The organism is Luteibacter sp. NPDC104163, assembly GCF_055584245.1.
The window spans coordinates 158178-179621 of sequence record NZ_JBVJMK010000004.1 but is presented as its reverse complement, the minus strand read 5'-3'; the positions used below and the strand labels follow the sequence as shown (position 1 = coordinate 179621).

At 67.0% G+C, this 21444-nt stretch carries 21 protein-coding genes; 11 read left to right on the top strand and 10 right to left on the bottom strand.

Annotated elements, in window-relative coordinates; all coding sequences use genetic code 11:
• Positions 1–107: 107 nt before the first annotated feature.
• On the bottom strand, positions 108–1856 hold the full coding sequence (locus tag ACZ6YI_RS07210; protein ID WP_465778045.1) for a tetratricopeptide repeat protein: 1749 nt from the start codon (positions 1854–1856) through the stop codon (positions 108–110).
• 117 nt (positions 1857–1973) lie between these two features.
• On the opposite strand from ACZ6YI_RS07210, the gene hemA reads away from it, so the two are divergent.
• From hemA to ppk2, 3 genes are all read left to right on the top strand, one after another.
• Complete coding sequence (gene hemA / locus ACZ6YI_RS07205; protein ID WP_465778044.1) at positions 1974–3245, top strand: glutamyl-tRNA reductase; 1272 nt, start codon at positions 1974–1976, stop codon at positions 3243–3245.
• Positions 3246–3277: 32 nt separating this feature from the next.
• Positions 3278–4360: a peptide chain release factor 1 gene (gene prfA / locus ACZ6YI_RS07200; RefSeq protein WP_465778043.1), complete on the top strand. Its 1083-nt coding sequence runs from the start codon at positions 3278–3280 to the stop codon at positions 4358–4360.
• Between the two features lie 136 nt (positions 4361–4496).
• Positions 4497–5270, top strand: coding sequence for a polyphosphate kinase 2 (gene ppk2 / locus ACZ6YI_RS07195; protein ID WP_440328576.1), 774 nt, complete (start codon positions 4497–4499; stop codon positions 5268–5270).
• Here the strand turns inward: ppk2 and ACZ6YI_RS07190 are convergent.
• The 7 genes from ACZ6YI_RS07190 to ACZ6YI_RS07160 form a co-directional block, all read right to left on the bottom strand.
• Positions 5233–6108 carry a cytochrome c oxidase assembly protein gene (locus tag ACZ6YI_RS07190; protein WP_465778042.1) on the bottom strand — a complete coding sequence of 292 codons (876 nt, stop codon included), beginning with the start codon at positions 6106–6108 and terminating at the stop codon, positions 5233–5235. The two genes, ppk2 and ACZ6YI_RS07190, sit on opposite strands and share 38 nt — an antisense overlap.
• Positions 6109–6113: 5 nt before the next feature.
• A complete protein-coding gene (locus ACZ6YI_RS07185) occupies positions 6114–7976 on the bottom strand; it encodes a GldG family protein (protein ID WP_465778041.1) in 1863 nt (620 codons plus the stop codon).
• Entirely contained in the window at positions 7976–8710 is a 735-nt protein-coding gene (locus ACZ6YI_RS07180; protein ID WP_465778040.1) for an ABC transporter permease subunit, read from the bottom strand. Before ACZ6YI_RS07180 ends, ACZ6YI_RS07185 begins: the two co-directional genes overlap by 1 nt.
• Complete coding sequence (locus ACZ6YI_RS07175) at positions 8707–9642, bottom strand: ABC transporter ATP-binding protein (protein WP_440328568.1); 936 nt, start codon at positions 9640–9642, stop codon at positions 8707–8709. Before ACZ6YI_RS07175 ends, ACZ6YI_RS07180 begins: the two co-directional genes overlap by 4 nt.
• A gap of 149 nt (positions 9643–9791) precedes the next feature.
• A complete protein-coding gene (locus ACZ6YI_RS07170; protein WP_440324404.1) occupies positions 9792–11183 on the bottom strand; it encodes an SRPBCC family protein in 1392 nt (463 codons plus the stop codon).
• 215 nt (positions 11184–11398) lie between these two features.
• On the bottom strand, positions 11399–12040 hold the full coding sequence (locus tag ACZ6YI_RS07165) for a response regulator (protein WP_045829465.1): 642 nt from the start codon (positions 12038–12040) through the stop codon (positions 11399–11401).
• Positions 12037–13302: a sensor histidine kinase gene (locus ACZ6YI_RS07160; protein WP_440324402.1), complete on the bottom strand. Its 1266-nt coding sequence runs from the start codon at positions 13300–13302 to the stop codon at positions 12037–12039. The genes ACZ6YI_RS07165 and ACZ6YI_RS07160 overlap by 4 nt, the downstream gene beginning before the upstream one ends.
• 194 nt (positions 13303–13496) lie before the next feature.
• Here ACZ6YI_RS07160 and ACZ6YI_RS07155 point away from each other — a divergent pair, with 194 nt between their 5' ends.
• From ACZ6YI_RS07155 to ACZ6YI_RS07130, 6 genes are read left to right on the top strand one after another with little or no spacing between them, the layout of a single operon-like run.
• Positions 13497–14093, top strand: a complete 597-nt coding sequence (locus ACZ6YI_RS07155) for a GNAT family N-acetyltransferase (RefSeq protein WP_465778039.1) — start codon at positions 13497–13499, stop codon at positions 14091–14093.
• The gene (gene minC / locus ACZ6YI_RS07150; protein WP_465778038.1) at positions 14090–14860 is read left to right on the top strand and encodes a septum site-determining protein MinC; all 771 of its coding nucleotides are present in this window, start codon (positions 14090–14092) and stop codon (positions 14858–14860) included. The genes ACZ6YI_RS07155 and minC overlap by 4 nt, the downstream gene beginning before the upstream one ends.
• A gap of 34 nt (positions 14861–14894) precedes the next feature.
• The gene (minD, locus tag ACZ6YI_RS07145; protein ID WP_440324397.1) at positions 14895–15707 is read left to right on the top strand and encodes a septum site-determining protein MinD; all 813 of its coding nucleotides are present in this window, start codon (positions 14895–14897) and stop codon (positions 15705–15707) included.
• A 2-nt stretch (positions 15708–15709) separates the two neighbouring features.
• Complete coding sequence (gene minE, locus ACZ6YI_RS07140) at positions 15710–15976, top strand: cell division topological specificity factor MinE (protein ID WP_139980217.1); 267 nt, start codon at positions 15710–15712, stop codon at positions 15974–15976.
• Positions 15973–16452 carry a hypothetical protein gene (locus ACZ6YI_RS07135; protein ID WP_465778037.1) on the top strand — a complete coding sequence of 160 codons (480 nt, stop codon included), beginning with the start codon at positions 15973–15975 and terminating at the stop codon, positions 16450–16452. The genes minE and ACZ6YI_RS07135 overlap by 4 nt, the downstream gene beginning before the upstream one ends.
• Before the next feature lie 45 nt (positions 16453–16497).
• On the top strand, positions 16498–16797 hold the full coding sequence (locus tag ACZ6YI_RS07130) for a type II toxin-antitoxin system Phd/YefM family antitoxin (protein WP_465778036.1): 300 nt from the start codon (positions 16498–16500) through the stop codon (positions 16795–16797).
• On the opposite strand, the gene ACZ6YI_RS07125 is transcribed toward ACZ6YI_RS07130, so the two are convergent.
• Together ACZ6YI_RS07125 and ACZ6YI_RS07120 are read right to left on the bottom strand one after the other, a co-directional pair.
• A complete protein-coding gene (locus tag ACZ6YI_RS07125; RefSeq protein WP_465778035.1) occupies positions 16764–17408 on the bottom strand; it encodes a P-loop NTPase family protein in 645 nt (214 codons plus the stop codon). The genes ACZ6YI_RS07130 and ACZ6YI_RS07125 overlap by 34 nt on opposite strands.
• 24 nt (positions 17409–17432) lie before the next feature.
• Positions 17433–18701 carry a multidrug effflux MFS transporter gene (locus ACZ6YI_RS07120; protein WP_465778034.1) on the bottom strand — a complete coding sequence of 423 codons (1269 nt, stop codon included), beginning with the start codon at positions 18699–18701 and terminating at the stop codon, positions 17433–17435.
• Positions 18702–18846: 145 nt separating this feature from the next.
• On the opposite strand from ACZ6YI_RS07120, the gene cfa reads away from it, so the two are divergent.
• Together cfa and ACZ6YI_RS07110 are read left to right on the top strand one after the other, a co-directional pair.
• Positions 18847–19971, top strand: coding sequence for a cyclopropane fatty acyl phospholipid synthase (gene cfa, locus ACZ6YI_RS07115; protein WP_465778033.1), 1125 nt, complete (start codon positions 18847–18849; stop codon positions 19969–19971).
• Between the two features lie 36 nt (positions 19972–20007).
• Positions 20008–21435: an MFS transporter gene (locus tag ACZ6YI_RS07110; protein ID WP_465778032.1), complete on the top strand. Its 1428-nt coding sequence runs from the start codon at positions 20008–20010 to the stop codon at positions 21433–21435.
• Positions 21436–21444 lie beyond the last annotated feature (9 nt).

Here is a 21444-nt window from a genome sequence, read left to right as displayed (position 1 = left end):
CGAAGGGTTGCGCGGGTGGCTATCGCGCGCAAGCGCGCTCCCACAAAAGCGTCTTGTAGCGGGCCCTGTGGCGGTGCCGTTAAGGGCGTCGCTCACAGGGTGAGCTCCTACGGTTTGAGCTTCTGCTCGGTTTTCTGCAGGGAGGCGTTCTTCGGGTCGATCCGGCGTACTTCGTTCAGCACCTTGCGCGCTTCGTCGCGCTCGCCGCGCTGCCAGAGCACCTCGGCGAGGTGCACGCCGATGTCGCCATCCTTCTGCTTCGCCCATGCACCACGCAAGGTGGACTCAGCCTGGTCGAGCTGGCCCTGGCGGAATTTCAGCCAGCCCCACGAATCGGCGACCGACGGATCATCGGGGCGTGCGGAACGCGCCGCCTGCAGCAACGACTGCGCCTCGGCGAGATCGCGATCGTTATCAGCGAGCGTATATCCCAGCGCGTTGCTGGCCTCGATGTCGCCGGGCTTCATCTCCAGGACCTTGCGGAAGTCCGCCACCGCCTGGTCGACGCGCCCCGCCTCGGCATAGGCCAGGCCACGCGCGTAGAGCATGTCGGTGTCGTCCGGCTTGACTCGCAGCGCCTTGTCGTACGAAGCGACCGCGGCATCGAAATGGCGCGAGTCCATGTACAACTCGGCATCGACCGCGAAGGCCTTCACCAGGGCTTCGGGGCGGTCGGCGTACGTCGTCTGCAGGTCCGCGACGATCTGGTGGGCGTCGTCATCCTTGCCCTGCAGGTGCAGGATCACCGCACTGCGCACCGAGGCATCGAAGATCCGCGGATCGTCGTCGCCCACCGCGGCGTACCAGTCGAGGGCGTCTTCCTTCTTGTCGAGCAGTTCGGCCAGCTGCCCCAGCGTGAAGGCGTTATCGGCCTGCACATCATCGGGACGGTGACGGATCTCGTCATACAGACGGCGCAGCGCGGCCTTGTCGGCCGCACGCGCGGCCAGGGTCATCCGCATCGTGTAGGTATCGGCATCCTGCGGACCCGTGGCAACCACGGTCGCGGCGCCCTTCTCATCGCCGCCCTGCGCAAGCAGCGTGGCATAGGCCAGGCGCAGGCGCGGGTTCTTCGGATCCTTTGCGACGGCCTTCGCGAACAGCTTCTTCGCCCCTTCCTTGTCGCCCGCGCGGAACTTCTGCTGGGCGGCCCAGGCGTAGGTGGCGCCATCGTGGAAGCGCTTCTGCGCCTCCTCGCCCATGCGCTGGGCGTAGTCGTGGCGGCCTAGGTTCTCACCCAGTTCGGCCATGGCCAGCCAGGCGGTGGCCTCGTTTGGCAAGCGCTGGGGCGTGGCGATCCGTTCGAGCAGGACCCCGGCCTGGGCCGCGTCGCGCCCCTGGACGAGGGTGCGGCCGAAGGCCCGCCACGCGTCCTTGTCGCCCGAAGACACGAGGATCTCCAACTGGCGCTGGGCCTCGGCGGTGTCGCCGCGATCCAGCGCCATGCGGGCGCGGCCCTCGGCCAGCTCAGCCGGCCTGGCGCCCAGGGCGGCCCAACGGTCGAGCGCCCGGTTGGCGGCGTCCTGGTCATGGATGGCCAGGGCCAGCTCGGCGGCGCGGCTGGCCACGATGGGGTCGTTGCTGAGCGCCGCGGCCCGCCCGTAAGCGTCCGAGGCGGTCTTGAGATCGTTGGCGGCGATGGCGAAATCGCCGGCCATGACCTGGGCCTCCAGGTCACGCTCTGGCGGCACGATCGCCACGTGCAGGCGGTCGAGGGGCTGGACGCCGGTCCGCACCTGCTTAGGCTGCTGGGTGGCGGGTGGTGTGGTGGTGGCGCAACCCGAGATGGCCGCGGCGGCACCCATGAGGACCACAAAATGCCGCACTTGCTTGAACTTGGACCAACCGGTCAGCACACTACTCTCCGTTGTTTTTCCGCTACGGACAGGCCCGTGCAAGCGCCCGAAGCCTTGTCAGCGCACAATGCGCCCTTAGCTTAGCCGACGCCACCCCTGCCGAGCGCAGCCGCCGACATGCCATTGATCGCCCTTGGGCTCAACCACCTCACCGCGCCGGTCAGCCTGCGCGAGCAGGTTGCGTTCGACGCCACGGTGGCTCCCGAGGCGCTCGGCGACCTCACCCGGCAGCCTGGCGTGGAAGAGGCGATGATCCTTTCGACCTGCAACCGCACCGAGCTCTACGTGAGCGTGGCCGACGGTTTCCAGGCCGTGCCGGGCCAGTGGCTCTCCCGGCAACACCGGTTGACCCCGCAGCGGCTGGATGAGTTCCTCTACCGCCACGACGAGCAGGAAGCCGTGCGCCATATGTTCCGCGTGGCGACGGGCCTGGACTCCATGGTGCTGGGCGAGCCGCAGATCCTCGGCCAGGTGAAGGACGCCTACCAGCAGGCGCGTGGCGCCAATGCGCTGAAGGCGCCCATGGAGCGCCTGCTCCAGCACACCTTCGCCGTGGCCAAGCGCGTGCGCACGGATACCCGGATCGGCGCCCATACCGTCTCGGTGGCCTACACGGCCGTTCGCCTGGCGGAACAGGTCTTCACCGACCTGCGCCAGGCCTGCGTCCTGCTGATCGGCGCCGGCGAGACGATCGAACTGGCCGCGCGCCACCTGGCCGACAAGCAGGTGCGCCGGCTGATCGTGGCCAACCGCACCCTCGAGAACGCCCAGGAGCTCGCCGGCCGTTACAGCGGCTATGCGATCGCCCTGGCCGACCTGCCCCGCCACCTGGCCGAGGCCGATATCGTCATCAGCTCCACCGCCTCGCGCCAGCCCGTGGTCACCCGCGCCATGGTGGCCGATGCGATCGCCCAGCGCCGGCGCCGGCCCATGTTCATGGTGGATATCGCGGTGCCGCGCGATATCGAGGCCAGCGTGGCCCAGCTCGACGACGTCTACCTTTACGGCATCGACGACCTCAAGCAGGTCATCGACGAGAACCGCCGCTCGCGCGAGCTGGCCGCCCGCGAGGCCGACGCGATCATCGACCTGCAGGTCGAACGGTACATGTCGTGGCGCCGCGCGCTGACCCTGCGCAACCCGGCCGTCGACATGCGCGTGGCCGCCGAGGCCCAGCGCGACGAGGTCCTCGCCAAGGCCCAGGCCATGCTGGCGAAGGGCCGCAGCGCCGAGGAAGCCCTGGCCTTCCTCGCCAATACGCTCACCAACAAACTGCTCCACGCGCCCAGCGCCCGCCTCCGCGATGCCGCCCTTTCCGGCGACCTGGACCTGCTCCACGCCGCTGGCCGGCTGTATGGACTGGACCCGGACGACGACGTTTCCGCATGATGTACGGCTCCGAGCCGTCCTTCGTGCCCTAGATGACCCCGTCGATCCGCCGCAAACTCGAAGCCCTCGCCGAACGCCACGAAGAGGTGGGCCTGCTGCTGGCCCAGCCCGAGGTGCTCGCCGACGGCAACCGCTTCCGCGACCTTTCGCGCGAATACGCGCAGCTGGAGCCGGTGGCCGCCTCGCTGAAGGAGCACGACAACGCCGAGCGCGAACTGGCCGATACGAAGGCCATGCTCGACGACCCGGACATGCGCGAGATGGCTGCCGATGACATCGGCCGGATCGAGCAGCGCCTCGCCGAACTCGATGGCGAGCTGCAGATCCTGCTGCTGCCGAAGGACCCGCGCGACGAAGGCAACCTGTTCCTCGAAGTGCGCGCCGGCACCGGTGGCGATGAGGCCGCGATCTTCGCCGGCGACCTGTTCCGCATGTATGCCCGCTACGCCGAACGCCAGCGCTGGCACGTCGAGATCCTCAACGCGAATGAAGGCGAGCACGGCGGCTATAAGGAAATCGTGGCGCGCATCGAGGGCCGCGGGGCCTATTCGCGCCTGAAGTTCGAATCCGGCACCCACCGCGTGCAGCGCGTCCCGGAAACCGAATCGCAGGGGCGTATCCACACCTCGGCGGCCACCGTCGCGATCCTGCCCGAGCAGGACGAGGTCGCGGACATCGAGATCCGCGATGGCGACCTGAAGGTGGATACCTTCCGCGCCTCCGGCGCCGGCGGCCAGCACGTCAACAAGACCGATTCGGCGATCCGCATCACCCACCTGCCCACGGGCACGGTGGTGGAATGCCAGGATGAGCGCAGCCAGCACAAGAACCGCGCGCGGGCGATGAGCCTGCTGAAGGCGCGCCTGCTCGATGCCGAGCGCAGCAAGCAGAGCGCCGCCCAGGCCGAGGCGCGCCGCCTCCAGGTCGGCTCGGGTGACCGCAGCCAGCGCATCCGCACCTACAACTTCCCCCAGGGCCGGATCACCGACCATCGCATCAACCTCACCCTGTACCGGCTCCTCGAGGTCATGCAGGGCGACCTCGACGAACTGGTCGACACCCTCACCCGCGAAAACCAGGCGGATGAGCTGCAGAGCCTGACCGCCTCATCGTAAGAACCCGCGACACCCGGCAACCCTGTGGGAGCGCGCTTGCGCGCGATCGCGCGCAAGCGCGCTCCCACGAGGGGCAGCCGACGAAGCGCTGACACAACCCGTGGCATGCTTGGACCAAACCACGCAAGGACCCGCCATGGGCAAGAAGAAAAAGCAGTACGAGCACGACCTCGAGGCGCTGCAGGTTGAACTGGTCGGCCTGACCCGCTGGCTGCGCCGCACCGGCAAGCGCATGGTCGTGATCTTCGAAGGGCGCGATGCCGCCGGCAAGGGCGGCACCATCAAGGCCATTACCGACAAGCTCGATACGCGCGCCGCGCGCGTCGTCGCACTGGGCAAGCCCACGTCGGAAGAAGACAGCCAGTGGTACTTCCAGCGCTACGTGCCGCACCTGCCGCACGCCGGCGAGCTCGTGCTGTTCGATCGCAGCTGGTACAACCGCGCCGTGGTCGAACCGGCCATGGGCTTCTGCACGCCAGCCCAGTACGACGCCTTCATGAAGGCGGTGCCCGCCTTCGAAAAGCTGCTCACCGACGATGGCATCATCCTGCTGAAGTACTGGCTGGCCGTGGACCAGGCCGAGCAGGAGGAACGTTTCGCCGAACGCGCCGCCGACCCGCTCAAGCGCTGGAAGCTTTCGCCCGTCGACATCAAGGGTCGGCAGAAGTACGAGGAAATGGGCGACCTGCGCGACGCCATGATCCAGCACACGGATACGTCCGATGCCCCATGGTTCGTCGCCAACTTCAACGACCAGAAGGCCGGCCGGCTCGACCTGATCCGGCACCTGCTCGACCAGATCCCCGACAAGCTCGTCCCCGAGGACGAGATCGACCTGCCGAAGCTCAAGGGCAAGCCGCAGAAGGAGCGGGTTACCGCGAAGGCGGTGAAGGTACCGAAGGTCTACTGACCCGGCGCACCGGTGGCGGCCGCTTCGGCAGCCGCCCCGTGCGCGACAGCCTCAGCCACTGGCGCATCGCCAGCAGGCCGCCGATCGATTCGATGATCGCCGCCGGCACCCACATGATCACGCCGCCGATCAGCTGGCCGGTGAGCACGTTCATCGTGAAGGCGCGGCCGCAGATCTCGAAGATCGGATACAGGTCGGCCTTCGAGAAGGTGACGATGGCGCCGGCGATGATCTGCGGTGTCATGGTGAACGCAGGCGACAGCACGCGGATCCCGGGCGTCATGCGCCCCGGCGGCTTCGGCCGGTGATCGAGGACGAGCCACCAGTACGCCAGGCCCGAGAGCATCATCGACCAGTTCATGAAGCGGTAGATGCGCCAGTCGAGCATCGCCAGCGTCTGCACATCCGGGATCAGCCAGACCAGGATCAGGCCCACGAACGACAGGGTCACGAACGCGGGATTCAACAGCACCGCGGCGAGCACGCGGCATACCGTTCCGCGCGACGCGCGGCGCAGCCGCACCCGCCACGCCAGCGGCAGCCCGGCGCGCAGCACGCTACCCGGGTACGCCGCGACGAGCAGCAACGGGGCCAGGTGGTGCAGCAGCACCTGCTGGATCCGGTGCATGAAGAACTCATGCTCGAAGAAATAATCCAGGTAGGTGTGCAGCGACACGTACACGATGGCCATGCCGGCCCAGAACGCCGCCTGCCGCCCCGCGGGAACACGCAGGCGCCGCGCACCGCGGGCGTACAGCCAGGCTGCGCCCACGAACAACGCCAGGAAGGTCCACGAGAACTCCCACGGCACGATCCATTTCATCAGCCCCCCGGCCATCACGCTCACATCTCCCGGCGTCCGCGGCGCGTACGCCGCCAGCCAAAGATCAGGCCAAGGATCGCGACCAGCGCCGGCACCAGCACGATATTGATGAACTTCAGGCGCAGGCCGAGCGCATCGATCTCCGCGTTGAGCTGGTGCTGCACGTCGCGCAGCTCCTTGCCGATCGCCAGCTTGCGCTGGAGGTACTGCTCCACTTCCTTGCGCTGCTGCGCGGTCAGGGTGTTCGGCGATGCCGTGCCCTTGGTTGGCTGCAGCTCCGACAGGCGACGCTGCGTGTCGTAGAGCTCGTTCTCCAGCTCGCGCTTCTTCACCAGGAACTTGCGGTCGGCCGCGGCCTGCAGCGCACGTACACGGGTGAACGGCCGCTGCAGGTTCGCGCGCCCGCGGATTGAAAGCAGTGCGGTCGAACCACCGAGGTTGTCCACGATGTTGGCGATGAAGTCACCGTTGTTGGCGAACGGCGTCATCTGCTGCTGGCCGAGCAGGGGCTGCACATCGAGCCAGAGGCGATCGGAGAGCAGGTCCGTGTCGGCCACCAGGATCACTTCGCCCGGCGCCGCCGCGACATCGAGGTGGCCAGGCCCCTTCCGCTCGGGGAACGCCGTATGGAAGGTATCGCGCAGGCGCGCGGCCAGCACGTAGCGATCGTGGTTCGGCTCGTAGTTGTCGAGCAGGGCCGACGGGTCGGTCGCTGTATCGCGCACGCGTTGGGCCGGTACCAGCATGGCCTCGTCCGAGGTCTGCACCAGCGGCAGCATGCGTGCCTTCGTGTCCGGCGCGAGGTCGAAGAAACCCGCCGTGGAGAAGTTGATCCGCTGCAGGCTCGCCGTCACCACGTCATCGTGGTTCAGGTCCTGCATGGAGAGGCCCAGCATGGCCGGATGCGGCACGCTGGTGCCGTTCAGGTCGATCGTCAACGCCTGCGAACGATCGAGCACCACCCTGGTCGGGTCATACACCACGCCCCAGGTTTCGAAAAGGCGGCGCAGGTCGGAATCGTGGTCATCCACCGTACCGTTCGAGTCGATCAGCGGTGCCGAATCCATTTCCGCGTCCGGGTCGACGAAGACCACCAGATGGCCCCCGTGCAACACGTACTGGTCGATCGCGTACTGCGCGTCATCCGGGAGCTTCTTCGGGTGGATGAGCAGCAGCACGTTGAACGACGGATCGACCTTCGTGAGGCTGCCGGCATCGATGCTGGTCACGTTCGCGAGCTGGTCGAGCTGGCGCAGCACGGTCCACGGCTGCTCGCCGATGACCATGTTGCCTTCGACGGGCAACGAGCTGATCACGCCGATCTTCGGCTTGCGCGGCGCGCCCAGCTCGTAAAGGAGCTTGGCGATGTCGTACTCGACGAACGCTTCGCGGGCGGGGTCGAAGAATGGGATGGACTGCGACGTCGCGGCGTCGCCAGTACCGGTCGTTCCCACCAGGCCGAAGAACACCCGCTCGCCATTGCTGCCGCCACTGGCGGGCGTCAGGCCGTAGCTCTCGGCGGCATCCTCGTCGTCGGAATACGGCACCGGGTCGATGATCCGGAAGCGGATGCGCCCGTGGGCACGCACCGCGATCTCACGCAGCATCTCCTGCACGCGCTGCTCGTAGCTGCGCAGCTGCGGCAGCTCACGCGTGGCGTGGTCGGAAAAATACAGCGTCAGCGTCATCGGCTTGCCGAGGCTGTCGACGATGTCCTGCGTGCCGGCAGTGAGCGTGTAGATGCGATCTTCGGTGAGATCGACACGCGCGGTACGCAGCGACATGGAACTCAGGCCGATGACCGCCAGGAACAGGACGGCGATGGCGCCCAGCCCGAGGCGCAGCACGTTGGCGCGGGAAAGCGAGAGCGAGGGCCGCTTCATCAGCGCGTCCTCTTCAGGTCGAGCACCAGCACGGCCGCACCCAGCCACGCCACGATCATGGCGCCGAAGTACATCAGGTCGCGCAGGTCCAGCACGCCACGCGCGATGGCGTTGGCGTGGCGCACGATCGACAGCTGGCCCATGGCACCGATCAGCTTCGGTGGCACCGCGTCCTGGAAGAAATCCAGCACCTGCGGCTGCCCGATCAGGAGCAGCACGAAGCACACCGAGGCGGTAAGGATGAACGCGATGATCTGGCTGCGCGTAGCGGTCGACATGCACGCGCCAACGGCGATGAACGCACCGGCCATCAGCCAGCTGCCGATGTATCCCGCCATCACCACGCCGTTATCCGGGTTGCCCAGGTAGTTCACGGTGATCCAGATCGGGAACGTGAGCACCAGGCAGATGCCGATGAAGCCCCATGCCGCCAGGAACTTGCCAAGCACCGCCTGCGAAATGCTCACCGGCAACGAAAACAGCAGCTCAAGCGTTCCCGATGCGCGCTCCTCGGCCCACATCGACATCGTCACCGCGGGCACCAGTACCAGGTAGAGCCACGGGTGCATATCGAAGAAGGGCTGCAGATCGGCCAGACCGCGATCGTAGAAATCGCCCGTGTAGAAGGTGAGGATGCCGGCCAGGACCAGGAAGATCACCATGAACACGTACGCGACGGGCGTAACGAAGTAGGCGCGCAGCTCGCGGCGCGCGATGGCGGACACCGCGCTCATGCGTTGCCCCCACGCGGCTGCGTCGTGATCTGCCGGAACACCTCGTCGAGGCGCCCCTGTTCGAGCTGGATCTCCGTGATCCGCAGGTTCTGCTCGCGCAGGAGTGCCTGGACATCATCGAGGATGGCGTGGCCCGGCTTCGGGAACACGGTGACACGCCCGTCCAGCGGGTCGACTTCGGTCATGGAGACCCCGGGGATACGCGCGAGCATCTCGCGCGACACCGCACTGCCCTGCGCACTGAAGGAGACGGCGCCGTGGTAGCGCGAGCGGGCCTCCAGCTCGGCCGGCGTGGCGTCAGCCAGCAGCTTGCCGTTCGCGATGATCGCCACGCGGTTGCACAGCGCGTGCACTTCTTCGAGCAGGTGGGTGGAGATCAGGATGGTGCGCTCACGCGCCATGGCATCGATGAGCATGCGCACGGAATGCTTCTGGTTGGGATCGAGGCCGTCGGTGGGCTCGTCGAGCATGAGCACCGGGGGATCGTGGAGGATGGCCTGGGCGAGGCCCACGCGGCGGCGCAGGCCCTTGGAGAGGGTTCCGATCGGGGCTTCGAGCACGTCCTCGAGCTCGAGCCGCATGACGACCTCATCGAACCGGCGCCGGGCGATCTCGCGATCGAGCCCGCGGACGCGAATCATGAAGGTGAGGAATTCGCGCACGGTCATCTCGGCGTAGCTGGGTGCGCCTTCGGGGAGGTAACCGAGGGCGCGCTTGGCGGCGAGGGGCTCGCGGCGGATGTCGTGGCCGCAGACGCTGGCGGTGCCGCTGGTGGGCGTGAGGAAGCCGGCGATCATGCGCATGGCGGTCGATTTGCCGGCGCCATTGGGGCCGAGCAGACCGACGACCTGGCCGGGTTCGGCTCGCAGGGTCAGGGAATCGACCGCGATAAGCGGGCCGTAGCAGCGGGTGAGTCGGTCGGTCTCGATCATGTCCCTTCATTAACGCACGCGGCTGTCCCGGCTTCCACCCTGCGGCTGGCAAGCCTTGCGCAGCAACGCCCTTGTGGGAGCGCGCTTGCCGGCACAAAAAAAGGCCGCGATTGCTCGCGGCCTTTTTCGTGCTGCCTAAGCCGGGAGGCTTAGTTGGCGGCGGTGCCGGCCGGGGCCGGAGCCGTGCCTGCCGGCGCCGGGGCGGTGCCCGCGGCGGCCGGGGCAGCGGCGGTGGACGAACCGGCCGGGGCCGAATCTTCCAGGCCCGGCTGCTTCATGCCGGCTTCCTGCTCCGGGGTCTGGTCCGGAAGGTTGTCGCCCTGCAGCGGCAGGTAGATCTCGAACTTCTGCTCGTCGTAACCCTCGATGGTGCCCTTGTTGTTCACGGGCGCCTTCGTCTGGATGTCGTACGCGCGGTAAACCACGTCGTCGTACTTGTAACCATGGGTCTGCGAGTAAGCAGCAAGCATCTGGCGGGTCTGCGGCAGGCCGGCACCGGTGCCGCTCCATTCGGCCTTGAGGGCCTTGCCACCGAAGGCCAGGACAGCCTTCACGTTGCCATCGACGATGACGCGACCGAACTTGTCCTTGCTGCCCGGGGCGGCGGCATCGGCCGGCGCGGCGGGAGCGCCAGCCGACGAAGCTTCAGCCGGGGCGGCGGCGTCGAGCGACGGACGCTGGGCGGCGGTCAGTTCGATGTCCTGGCCATTGATCTTCAGCGTGGTGGCGTCGATCTCGGCGGCCACGTCGAAGGTGTAGTTCTGGTCACCCCAGTTGGTCGTGAACGTGATGCGCGGGCTCACGATGTTCACGCCCAGCTTCTTGGCGGCGGCCTGGATCTCGGCCATGGCCTTGTCCGACGCCGTGTCGACATCGTCGAGCGTGCGCGGGGCCGTGGTGGAGACGAACAGGATGGGCTTGGCCGGCTGCTCGACGATCGACGGAACCATCTTGCTGTAGTCGATGTTGGGGATCGACGCCATCAGGTTCTGCAGGTTCGACAGGCTGAACTGGATCAGGGAATCCGGATCGCCGTGGATGTAGAGGTTGCTGAAGCGGTCGACCAGGTTGAAGCCGTAATCGACGTCGTAAGCCCAGACCACGTTCACCAGCTTCTGGCTACGGCCAGTGCGGGCGAGGGTGATCGTGAACTTCTTGTCGTGGCCGCGCCAGTTGTTCTCGACGTTCCAGACGATCGTGCCCTTGCCTGCATCGCTGATGCCGGCGAAGTTCGGGTCGATCGAGGCGATCTCGAGGGAGCCGTCACCCGTCTTCGGGTCCGGCGAGGTCCAGGAGATCTTGGCACCCGGGCCGTAGGCCTTGCCAGACAGCTGGAACTGGAGCTTGGGGTCCAGCGTGCGCTGGACGCTGTAATCCGGGTAACGACGGAAGTTGCTAAAGACGTCGTAAACCTGGCGCAGATCCTTGCTGATCACCAACGGGCGCTCGACGTGTCCGGTCGAGGGCATGGCCACGCCAACAACGACGCCAAGGACGGCGACGATGACGATAGCGACAAGAAATTCTAACAGACGCGTCATTCCACGGTTCTCCGAACGTCTTTGAACAGGCAACCCCCGGCTGTGGCGTCCGCGCGGTCACCCCTGAAGAATCGGCCCGTGGCATGGGCATGCCAGTGCCGAAAGAACCGATGGTAGCCGGTCATGGCGCCGAGCGCCATTGGGTCCCCTGCCCTTTTTCCCAAGCAGGCACAAGGCGAAAAATTCCGGGTCCCCACGGCCCGGTCAGCCCGGCGTCAGACGATGCCGAGCTCCAGGGCCTTCAGGACCGCGCGGGTGCGGTCGCGGACGCCGAGCTTGGAGAGGATGTTGGAGACGTGGTTCTTCACCGTGCCCTCGGCCACTCGGAGGGAATTGGCGATTTCCTTGTTGCTGTACCCGCCGGAGAGCAGGCGCAGGATCTCGGTCTCGCGCTCGGTGAGCGGGTCGGGCTGTTCCAGGCTGGAGAACTGGTTCTGGATCCGCCCCACCCCGGCCAGCAGGCGCTGGGTGACCATCGGCGCCACCAGGGAGCCGCCGGCGGCCACCGTACGGACCGCCTCGACCAGCTGGTCGAGCGACACATCCTTCAGCAGGTAACCACGGGCACCCGCCTTCAGGCCCGACAGCACGAGCTGGTCGTCGTCGAAGGTGGTCAGGATGATCGTCGGCGGCAGCTCGTTGCGCCCGCCGAGGGCCTGGAGCACCTCCAGGCCGCTCATGTTCGGCATGCGCAGGTCCAGCAGGACCACGTCCGGGCGTACCTGGGGAATGGTCTGTACGGCCTGGGCGCCATCGGCGCACTCGGCGACCACGCGGATATCCCCGGCAAGGTCGAGCAGTGAACGTATGCCCTGGCGAACCAGGTTCTGATCGTCAACGAGGCAGACGGAGATCATGAAGGATCCTCGGATGGAACGGGGATGGTGGCATGCGGAGGCAGTAATGGGCTATCGGCCAATGGCGGACGCGCGGGCGCGTGGGCCAGGACCTGGGCCTCGCCGAGCGGGAGCCGCGCGGTGAGGGCGAAACCGCCTTCCGGCATGTCGCGGAACGCCACGGTGCCGCCGAACTCGGCCAGGCGCTCGCGCATGCCGTTCAGGCCATTGCCGGGGCGGAAGCTACCAGTGACGCCGGCGGTGCCACGGCCGTCGTCGCGGGCGTCGAGGCACAGCTCATCGGGACCGGTGTGGCGGAAGGTGAGCCACAGATGACGGGCATTCGCGTGGCGAACCGTGTTCGTCAGGATCTCCTGGACACAGCGCAGCAGCATCTGCGCGCGACGCGGATCCTCCACGCCGAAGCGCGGCGGAATGGCGAGATGCACGGTCAGGCCGGGCACGCCTTCGGTCAGGCTGCGCAAGGCCTGGGTCAGGTCGATGGCATCGTCCTGGCGCAATTCGCTCACCACCTCGCGCACGTCGGCCAGCAGCTGCTTCGCCGTGCTCTGCGCCTTCAACACGTGCTCGCGAGCGGTGTCATTGGTGAGGTGGCTGGCCACTTCAAGGTTCAGGCTGAGCGCGGTGAGGTGGTGGCCCACGAGGTCGTGCAGGTCACGCGCGATCCGCATGCGCTCGGCGATGCGCGTGGATTCGGCTAGCAGGGCGCGCGTGGCGCGCAGTTCCGAGTTCAGGCGGCGCAGCTCTTCGCGCTCGTCCGCCTGCTGGCTCGCCACCATGGAGGTGATGAACATCAGGGCGGAGAAGCCAAAATACAGGCAGGCCTGCATGACCGAGAGCAGCAGGTTGTAGGCCGGCAGTTGCATCATTACCGGGATAAGGGCGAGATGCGCCACCACCATCCAGACCATGCCCACCGGCAGGCTGACCAGCCAGGGCACCACCGCGGCGACGATGACCAGCAGCAGCGCGGAGAGGCCGCTCTTGCTCAGCACGCCGATCGCGAGCGCCGTGCCGGTCAGGATCACCAGCACGGTGACCCGGGTCGGCCCATCCACGCGCGAGCCGAGGCTGCGCGTCAGCAGCCAGTAAACCAGCCCGAACAATACGTAGCACCCGGTCCAGGCCAGCAGGGCCACGTCGGGGATCTGGCCCGGCTCCGAGCCGGCGCGCTGCAGCGAAAGCGGCAGGCCCACGCACAAGTAAACAAAGTACGTGGCGTACCGGAGCAGGCGGACGTGGTTGAACTGGACCTTGGACATGCACGCATCATAGGCCTTCGCGGCGCGCGCACCACCTGACTGAAGTCATGCGGGCCGGAGGTGGCAAGCACCGGCTTTACAACGGTTTTACATCCGCCGGCGCGCTCCCCGCCCGGGGCAGGCCGTGCCATAATGCCGCGCATCGGGCGGCCCGGGGGCCGCCTTCTTTTGAAACACCTGGATCGGAGTAACGAATGGCCCTTGCCATCCGCGACGTGCGCGAGCACGACCTGGATGCCGTGCTGGCGCTTAATAACGCAGCGGGCACCGGCATCCTCGCCACCGATCGCACCCGGCTTCGCCACCTGTACGACATCGCGCATTACTTCCGCGTCGCCGAACAGGATGGGCGCATCGTCGGCTTCCTTATCGCCATGCGCCAGGATGCCGAATACCAGAGCCCGAATTTCCGCTGGTTCCAGGCCCATTACGAATCCTTCGTGTATATCGATCGCATCGTGATCGAGCGCGATTTCCGTGGGCATGGCCTGGGCCGCATTTTTTATTGTGATGTGCAAAGTTATGCCGAGGTACGCGTGCCGCTCCTGACCTGCGAAGTTTTCCTTGAACCCCGTAATGACCAGACCGTGCTGTTCCACGGCACCATGGGTTTCCAGGAAGTGGGCCAGCAGCAGATGGGTAGCGATGGTCCCAAGGTGAGCCTGCTCGCCCGCGAGCTGCCCAGCTTCCCGTTCGTGCGTGAGCGCTACCTCGAGCAGGATGGCCTGCCCGACGTGGCGTGGCTGGCCGAACGCCAGCGCCCCGCGGACCACCGCGGAGTGGCCGCATGAGCGCCCGCGCCGAATCCCTCGAGGCCGCCTGCGACCTGCGTTTTGGCCAGGTCGGCATCGCCTGCGTGCGCGTGCGCCGCGTCGATGCCGCCGCGCTGGTGGAAGAACTCGAGCGCCGCGTGCGCTCCGCCCCGCAGATGTTCAACCGCGCCGCGGTGGTGCTCGACCTGTCGCACCTCCCCCGCCTGCCGGACGACGGCATGGTCGACGCCCTGCTCGAGGCGATCCGCAGCGCCGGCATGATGCCGGTGGGCATCGCGTACGGCACCAGCGAGACCGAAGCCCTCGCCGAGCGGATGAACCTGCCGCTGATCGCCAAGTTCCGCGCACAGTACGAACCGGGCCAGGGCGATACCGCCACGGCACAGGCCCCGGCACCCGCCGCGCCCGCGATGGCGCGCGCCGAGCCCACGGCCAGCGTGGACACCGGCACCACCATCACCGCACAGCAGCACACCGGTAGCGCCGTGCGCTCCGGCCAGCAGGTGTATGCCCGCGAACGCGACCTCGTGGTCGCCGCCGCGGTAGCCAACGGCGCCGAAGTCATCGCCGATGGTTCGATCCACGTGTACGGCACCTTGCGCGGCCGCGCCATGGCCGGCGCACAGGGCGATGAGACCGCCCGCATTTTTTGCTCCGACTTCCGCGCCGAGCTGGTCGCGATCGCGGGGCACTATCGCGTGTTCGAGGACATGCCCAAGGAATTCGAAGGCCAGGCCGTGCAATGCTGGCTCGATAATGGAAAACTCATGATCGCGCGCCTCTGACGCCGGTCCCAACCGTTTTTTGCGGAGACATCTCTTGACTGAAATCATCGTCGTCACCTCCGGCAAGGGCGGAGTCGGCAAGACCACCACCAGTGCCTCCCTCGCGACCGGCCTCGCCATCGAGGGCAAGAAGGTCGCCGTCATCGACTTCGACGTCGGCCTGCGCAACCTCGACCTGATCATGGGCTGCGAGCGCCGCGTGGTGTACGACTTCGTCAACGTCGTGCACGGCGAGGCCACGCTCAAGCAGGCCCTGATCAAGGACAAGCGCCACGAGAACCTCTACGTGCTCGCCGCGTCGCAGACGCGCGACAAGGACGCGCTGACCCAGGAAGGCGTGGAGAAGGTGCTCGAGGAGCTGGCGAAGGAGAACTTCGACTTCGTGGTCTGCGATTCGCCCGCCGGCATCGAGAAGGGCGCGCACCTGGCGATGTACTTCGCCGACCACGCCGTCGTCGTCGTGAACCCGGAGGTTTCCTCCGTGCGCGATTCCGACCGCATCCTCGGCCTGCTCTCGAGCAAGACCCGCCGCGCCGAGAAGGGCGAAGCCCCGATCAAGCAGCACCTGCTGCTCACGCGCTACAACCCGAACCGCGTCGAAGCCGGTGAAATGCTCAGCGTGAAGGACGTCGAGGAAATCCTCGGCATCTCGGTCGTGGGCGTGATCCCGGAGTCGGAAAACGTGCTCGCCGCGTCCAACGCGGGCGTGCCGGTCATCCTCGACGACAACTCGAACGCCGGCCAGGCCTACAAGGATACGGTCGCCCGCATCCTGGGCAACGAGCGCCCGCTGCGATTCATCGAGCCGGTGAAGAAGGGCTTCCTCAAGCGCGTGTTCGGAGGTTAAGCATGGGCATCCTCGATTTCCTGAAGCGGAAACCCGAACCGAGCGCAGGCGTGGCCCGGGAGCGGCTGCGCATCATCGTCGCCCAGGAGCGTTCGACCCGTGGCGGCCCCGACTACCTGCCGTTGCTCCGCAACGAGCTGCTGGAAGTCATCCGCAAGTACGTGAACGTCGACGTCGAGGCCGTGAACATCAACCTCGAGCGCGATAGCGGCCACGAGGTGCTGGAACTTTCCGTAGCCCTGCCCGACGGCAAGCCCGCGTCGGCATGAGCACGCCCGATCCCGCCGACGCGGTGCTCCGCGTCGGCGACATCGGCTTCGACGAACCCCGCACCCTCCTCGCCCGTTTCGGCCTCGCCCTGGTGGCGGTGGCCGATGGCGAAGCCATCCCAGGAAGTTTCTGGGGCGACACCGAAGCGGGCATCATCGGCACGACGGTGTATGCACGGGCGGATACGCCGGTGCATTCGCTGCTGCACGAGGCCTGCCACCTGATCGTGCTTCCCGAAGAGAAGCGCGCGCTGGTGCACACGGATGCGACGGATTCGATCGAGGAAGAAGACGCGACCTGCTACCTGCAGATCGTGCTGGCCGGCCACCTGCCTTCGGTGGGTTCGCTGCGCCTGATGGAAGACATGGACCGCTGGGGCTACACCTACCGCCTTGGCTCGACGCAGGCCTGGTTCGAACACGACGCCCCCGAAGCCCGCGCCTTCCTCGAAGCCCGCCACCTACCCACCGCCTGACCCTGGTCATTCAAGCCCAGCCTGGGGGCGGAAAGGAGCCCTCGCATGCAAGTTGTTAGCTTTTCTGAGGCGCACGAAGACCTCGAGGCCTTATTGGATACCGTTGCAACTGACTGCTCGATTGTGGTGATCCGTCGACGCGATCATGAGGATGCCGTCGTCATGTCTCTCGCGAACTACAACTCGCTGATGGACACCATGCACCTGCTCAGTAGCCGGGCGAATCGCGAACATCTCGCGAAATCCATGACACAGTTCAGAAATAGCGCCGCCTGCTCTTTCCGCCTTGGCTTCGTCGGCCGTCCCAAGCTTCAGGGTGGGATCGGCAACCCCCAGCAAGCGTAGGCACGTTTCGAAGCGCTTACGGATGCTAGCCGCACCTTCGGCAACGAAAGCGTCTCGAACAATGCGGTATAGCGCCTTCGATTCCCCGGCGTAGCGATGGCGATATGGTGGAGCATCGCCCACCGGATGCGCTCGCGCGCACCCTCCAGGCCGCCGACTCGCTTCCGATCGAAGCACGTCCGACGCACATAACGCCGGAGGCTCGTGAACGTGGAGACATCGAGAAGAATCACGCCGGTCGCACGGGCGAACCGCTGAGGCATGCACGATGAATAATTGCCCTCGATGATCCACCGGTCAGCGGCTATCGCCTCATCATGCAACGCGTGGAAGGCGTCGCGCGGGCGCGGCTGCCAGGCGGTGTTCGGCAGGTGGTGCAACTGATCGAGGTGGACCACTGGAAGATCGGCGCACTGGCCGATGGCATTCGCGAGGGTCGATTTTCCGCTGTTTGATGGCCCGAGGATGCAGATGCGCGGGCCTAGTTCAACGAGTGAAACCGGCACGCTCACTGTTAGATACCCCGACTGGAAAAGCCGCATCTTGCCATGACACATGTGGGAGCGCGCTTGCGCGCGAATGGAGCTTGCCGGCACCCGGATCGCGCGCAAGCGCGCTCCCACAACGGCGTGGCGTCAGCCGGGCTCGTTGCGTTCGATCTGCGAGACCACTTCGGTCGCGGCTGCGGCGGTGGTGTTGGCCACGCGGCGGCGCTCCATCGCGCGGTACCACAGCCACCCGGCCAGGCCCACGCCGCATAGCGCCGTCGCGCCCAGCGCCAGCCACAGCATGTTCGACGACAGCATCGGCGAAAGCACGCCCGCCACCAGCGCCGTCATCAGCAGGCTGCCGAAGGCCTGCACCGACGACACGCCGCCGCGCTGGTTCGGGAAGCGATCCAGTAGCAGGATCGTCAGCGTCGGGAACGCCAGCTGCACGCCGCAACCGTAGAGCGCCAGCGGCACCGTCGACCACGGCACGCGCGGCGCATCCAGCACCAGCGCGAAGAACAGGCTCAGCGCGCAGCTCGACAGCATGGCCACGTAACCCCAGCCCACGGTCTTCGCCGCACTCACCCGCCCCGCCACGCGGCCGGAAATAAACGCGCCCGTGACCATGCCGGTCACCGTGGGAACGAACAGCCACGGGAATCCATCGGCGCCGAGGTGCAGCACATCGCGAATCAGGTGCGGCGCCGAGGCGATATACAGGAACAGCCCCGAGAAGTTCACCGAGCTCGCGATGGCCAGCGGCCAGAACGGCAGGTCGCGCGCGATCGCCAGGTAGCCGCGCAACAACGGCCGCGGGCGGAAGACCGTGCGCTTCTCCACCGGGTGGGATTCCACGAGGAAACGCATGATCCCCGCCACCAGCAACACGGTGAACGCGGTAAGCGCCCAGAAAATGCCACGCCAGCCATCGATGCCCAGCAGCCACGCGCCAACGATCGGTGCGATCGCCGGGGCGATGCCGAAGATCATCATCACCTTGGACATCATCCGCTGGGCATCCTCGCCCTGCAGGGTGTCGCGGACGATGGCCCGGCCGACCACGATGCCGGCGCCGCCGCAGAGCCCCTGGACCACGCGGCAGGCCAGCAGGAAGGTGAAGCTCGGCGCGAGCGCGGCACCCGCCGACGCCAGCGCGTAGATGCCCATGGCGACCACGATCACCGGCTTGCGCCCGTACGCATCCGAGATCGCACCATGGAACAGGCTCATCACCGCATAGGCCAGCAGGTACACGCTGAGCAGCTGCTGGAGGGCGACCTCGCCCACGCCAAACGCGCGGCCGATATCCGGGAAGCCGGGGAAAATGGCATCGATGGAGAACGGCCCGATCATGCTCAGGGCCGCGAGGATCAGCGGAAGGTGGCGCCGCGGATCGCGGGTCGCGGAGGTCATGGGACCTTTTTATCTGCACCGGGGAAGACAACCAGTATAGCTGGAAGTCGTGCTTGCCCTTGGCCCGTCCCCGGTGCCCATAATCAGGCCGCGGAGGTAGCGCCACGTCGCGCGGGGCGACGAGCAGGGTCACCCGGAACCACCCATGAGCCACGATACAGCTTCGCTGAAGGCACGCGCACAGGGCCTGCTCGAACAGGCCGGTATCACGATCAACGGACAACGGGCCACCGACCTCACCGTCCACGATGAGCGAACCTACGCCAGGGTGTTCGCGCATGGCTCGCTGGGCCTGGGCGAGGCGTACATGGATGGCTGGTGGGATTGCCCGGACCTGGCCGGCTTCATGGCCCGCGTGCTCACCTCGCACCTCGACGATTCCCTGCGCACCCTGGATACCCTGCTCGCCCACCTCAAGGCGCGCCTGTTCAACATGCAGCGCGGCGACCACGCCTGGGAGGTCGGGCGCCAGCACTACGACCTGGGCAACGACCTGTTCGAAGCCATGCTCGGCAAGCGGCTGGTGTACTCGTGCGCTTACTGGGCGAACGCGTGGAACCTGGACGACGCGCAGGAAGCCAAGCTCGACCTGATCTGCCGCAAGCTGCAACTGACCCCAGGGCAACGGATCCTCGATATCGGCTGCGGCTGGGGCGAGGCGCTGAAGTTCGCCGCCGAACGCTACGGCGTGAGCGGCGTCGGCATCACCATCTCGAAGGAGCAGGCCGAGTACGCGCGCGAGCTGTGTCGCGGCCTGCCGGTCGAGATCCGCCTGCAGGACTACCACGAGGTCGACGAGCGCTTCGACGCCATCCTTTCCGTGGGCATGTTCGAACATGTGGGCGGCAAGAACTACCGGCCGTGGTTCGAGATGGCCCGCCGCTGCGTTCGCCCCGACGGACTCGTGCTCCTGCACTGCATCGGCAGCAATGGCGCGGCCGGGCGGCCGGACCCATGGATCGAGAAATACATTTTCCCGAACTCGGTGATCCCCGCGATGAGCCAGGTGGCCAGCGCGCTCGAGAACCTGTTCATCGTCGAGGACTGGCACAACTTCGGCACCGACTACGACCGCACGCTGATGGCCTGGCAGGCGAACTTCGACGCCGCGTGGCCCGAGTTGTCGGCGCACTATGACGAACGGTTCCGGCGGATGTGGCGCTTCTACCTCGGTTGCTCGGCAGGAATCTTCCGCAGCCGGCGCGACCAGCTCTGGCAGCTGACCCTTTCGCCCCAGGGCGTGCCGGGCGGCATCCGCGTGCCGCGCTAGACAAAACCACGACCTCCCGGCCCGTAGGGTCGGGGGATGACTGCCCCACGCGATGCCATTGTCGAAACCGACGTGCCCGCCCGCCTCGATCGCCTCAGCTGGGGGCGCTTCCACACGCTCGTGGTCGTTGCGCTGGGCATCACCTGGGTGCTCGATGGCCTTGAGGTAACGATCACGGGCTCGATCGCGGGCGCGCTCAAGTCGAGCCCGGTGTTGCACCTGAGCGATATTCAGGTCGGCCTTGCCGGCAGCTTTTACCTGGTCGGTGCCGTGGCGGGCGCCCTGTTCTTCGGCTGGCTCACCGACAAGCTTGGCCGCAAGAAACTCTTCACGCTGACCCTCGGCCTGTACCTCGCCGCGACCGCAGCCACGGCGCTTTCGCCCAACTTCGCGGTGTTCGCGCTGTTCCGCCTGCTGACGGGAGCCGGCATCGGTGGCGAGTACGCCGCGATCAACTCGGCGATCCAGGAACTGATCCCCGCGCGTTACCGCGGCCACACCGACCTGGTGATCAACGGGAGTTTCTGGATCGGGGCGGCGCTCGGTGCGCTGGGTGCCGTCGCCCTGCTCGACACCGGCTGGTTCCCACCGGAAATCGGCTGGCGGCTCAGCTTCGGCCTGGGCGCGGTGCTGGGCCTCGGCATCCTCCTGCTACGCCGCTGGATCCCCGAAAGCCCGCGCTGGCTCATGCTGCATGGGAGGATCCAGGAAGCCGAAGCCGTCGTCGGGGAGATCGAGGCACGCCTCGGCGTGGCGCCGCCCGCCGAACCCCTGCCCCGCCTGCGCCTGCGTCCACGCGCACTTACCCTGGGCGATGTCGGGCAGACGCTGTTCCGCGATTACCCGAAACGCACCGTGCTCGGCGTGATCCTGATGGCCACCCAGGCGTTCTTCTACAACGCGATCTTCTTCACCTATGCGCTCGTGCTCGGCCGCTTCTACGGCGTGGCCGATGCCGATGTCGGCTTTTACCTGCTGCCGTTCGCCGCAGGCAATTTCCTCGGCCCGCTGCTGCTGGGCAGGCTGTTCGACACGGTGGGCCGGCGCCCGATGATCGCGCTGACCTATGCCATGTCGGGCCTGCTGCTGTTCGTCACCGCGTGGCTGTTCGTGCATGGCGTGCTCGATGCGCGCACGCAAACCCTGGCCTGGAGCGTCGTGTTCTTCTTCGCATCGGCCGCTGCCAGCTCGGCCTACCTCACCGTGAGCGAAAGTTTCCCGCTCGAGCTGCGGGCGCTGGCGATCGCCTTGTTTTATGCGTTCGGCACCGCGCTGGGCGGCGTCGCCGGCCCGTGGCTGTTCGGCACGCTGATCGGCACCGGCGGGCGCGGGCCGATTGGCTGGGGCTATGCGCTCGGGGCGACGCTGATGCTCGCCGGTGCGGTGGCCGCGTGGCGGCTAGGCATCGCGGCGGAACGGCGCCCCCTGGAGGACGTGGCAACACCGCTCGGCCACGCGGAATGAACGCGCCCG

Excerpts from the sequence above, each read along its gene's own strand:
- ACZ6YI_RS07170 (WP_440324404.1), bottom strand. The coding sequence starts at position 11,183 with ATGACGCGTCTGTTAGAATTTCTTGTCGCTATCGTCATCGTCGCCGTC.
- ACZ6YI_RS07130 (WP_465778036.1), top strand. The coding sequence starts at position 16,498 with ATGCAAGTTGTTAGCTTTTCTGAGGCGCACGAAGACCTCGAGGCCTTA.
- ACZ6YI_RS07120 (WP_465778034.1), bottom strand. The coding sequence starts at position 18,701 with ATGACCTCCGCGACCCGCGATCCGCGGCGCCACCTTCCGCTGATCCTC.
- ACZ6YI_RS07165 (WP_045829465.1), bottom strand. The coding sequence starts at position 12,040 with ATGATCTCCGTCTGCCTCGTTGACGATCAGAACCTGGTTCGCCAGGGC.
- ACZ6YI_RS07110 (WP_465778032.1), top strand. The coding sequence starts at position 20,008 with ATGACTGCCCCACGCGATGCCATTGTCGAAACCGACGTGCCCGCCCGC.
- cfa (WP_465778033.1), top strand. The coding sequence starts at position 18,847 with ATGAGCCACGATACAGCTTCGCTGAAGGCACGCGCACAGGGCCTGCTC.
- ACZ6YI_RS07160 (WP_440324402.1), bottom strand. The coding sequence starts at position 13,302 with ATGTCCAAGGTCCAGTTCAACCACGTCCGCCTGCTCCGGTACGCCACG.
- minE (WP_139980217.1), top strand. The coding sequence starts at position 15,710 with ATGGGCATCCTCGATTTCCTGAAGCGGAAACCCGAACCGAGCGCAGGC.
- ACZ6YI_RS07190 (WP_465778042.1), bottom strand. The coding sequence starts at position 6,108 with ATGGCCGGGGGGCTGATGAAATGGATCGTGCCGTGGGAGTTCTCGTGG.
- ppk2 (WP_440328576.1), top strand. The coding sequence starts at position 4,497 with ATGGGCAAGAAGAAAAAGCAGTACGAGCACGACCTCGAGGCGCTGCAG.
- ACZ6YI_RS07180 (WP_465778040.1), bottom strand. The coding sequence starts at position 8,710 with ATGAGCGCGGTGTCCGCCATCGCGCGCCGCGAGCTGCGCGCCTACTTC.
- ACZ6YI_RS07155 (WP_465778039.1), top strand. The coding sequence starts at position 13,497 with ATGGCCCTTGCCATCCGCGACGTGCGCGAGCACGACCTGGATGCCGTG.
- ACZ6YI_RS07185 (WP_465778041.1), bottom strand. The coding sequence starts at position 7,976 with ATGAAGCGGCCCTCGCTCTCGCTTTCCCGCGCCAACGTGCTGCGCCTC.
- hemA (WP_465778044.1), top strand. The coding sequence starts at position 1,974 with ATGCCATTGATCGCCCTTGGGCTCAACCACCTCACCGCGCCGGTCAGC.
- ACZ6YI_RS07135 (WP_465778037.1), top strand. The coding sequence starts at position 15,973 with ATGAGCACGCCCGATCCCGCCGACGCGGTGCTCCGCGTCGGCGACATC.
- prfA (WP_465778043.1), top strand. The coding sequence starts at position 3,278 with ATGACCCCGTCGATCCGCCGCAAACTCGAAGCCCTCGCCGAACGCCAC.
- ACZ6YI_RS07175 (WP_440328568.1), bottom strand. The coding sequence starts at position 9,642 with ATGATCGAGACCGACCGACTCACCCGCTGCTACGGCCCGCTTATCGCG.
- minC (WP_465778038.1), top strand. The coding sequence starts at position 14,090 with ATGAGCGCCCGCGCCGAATCCCTCGAGGCCGCCTGCGACCTGCGTTTT.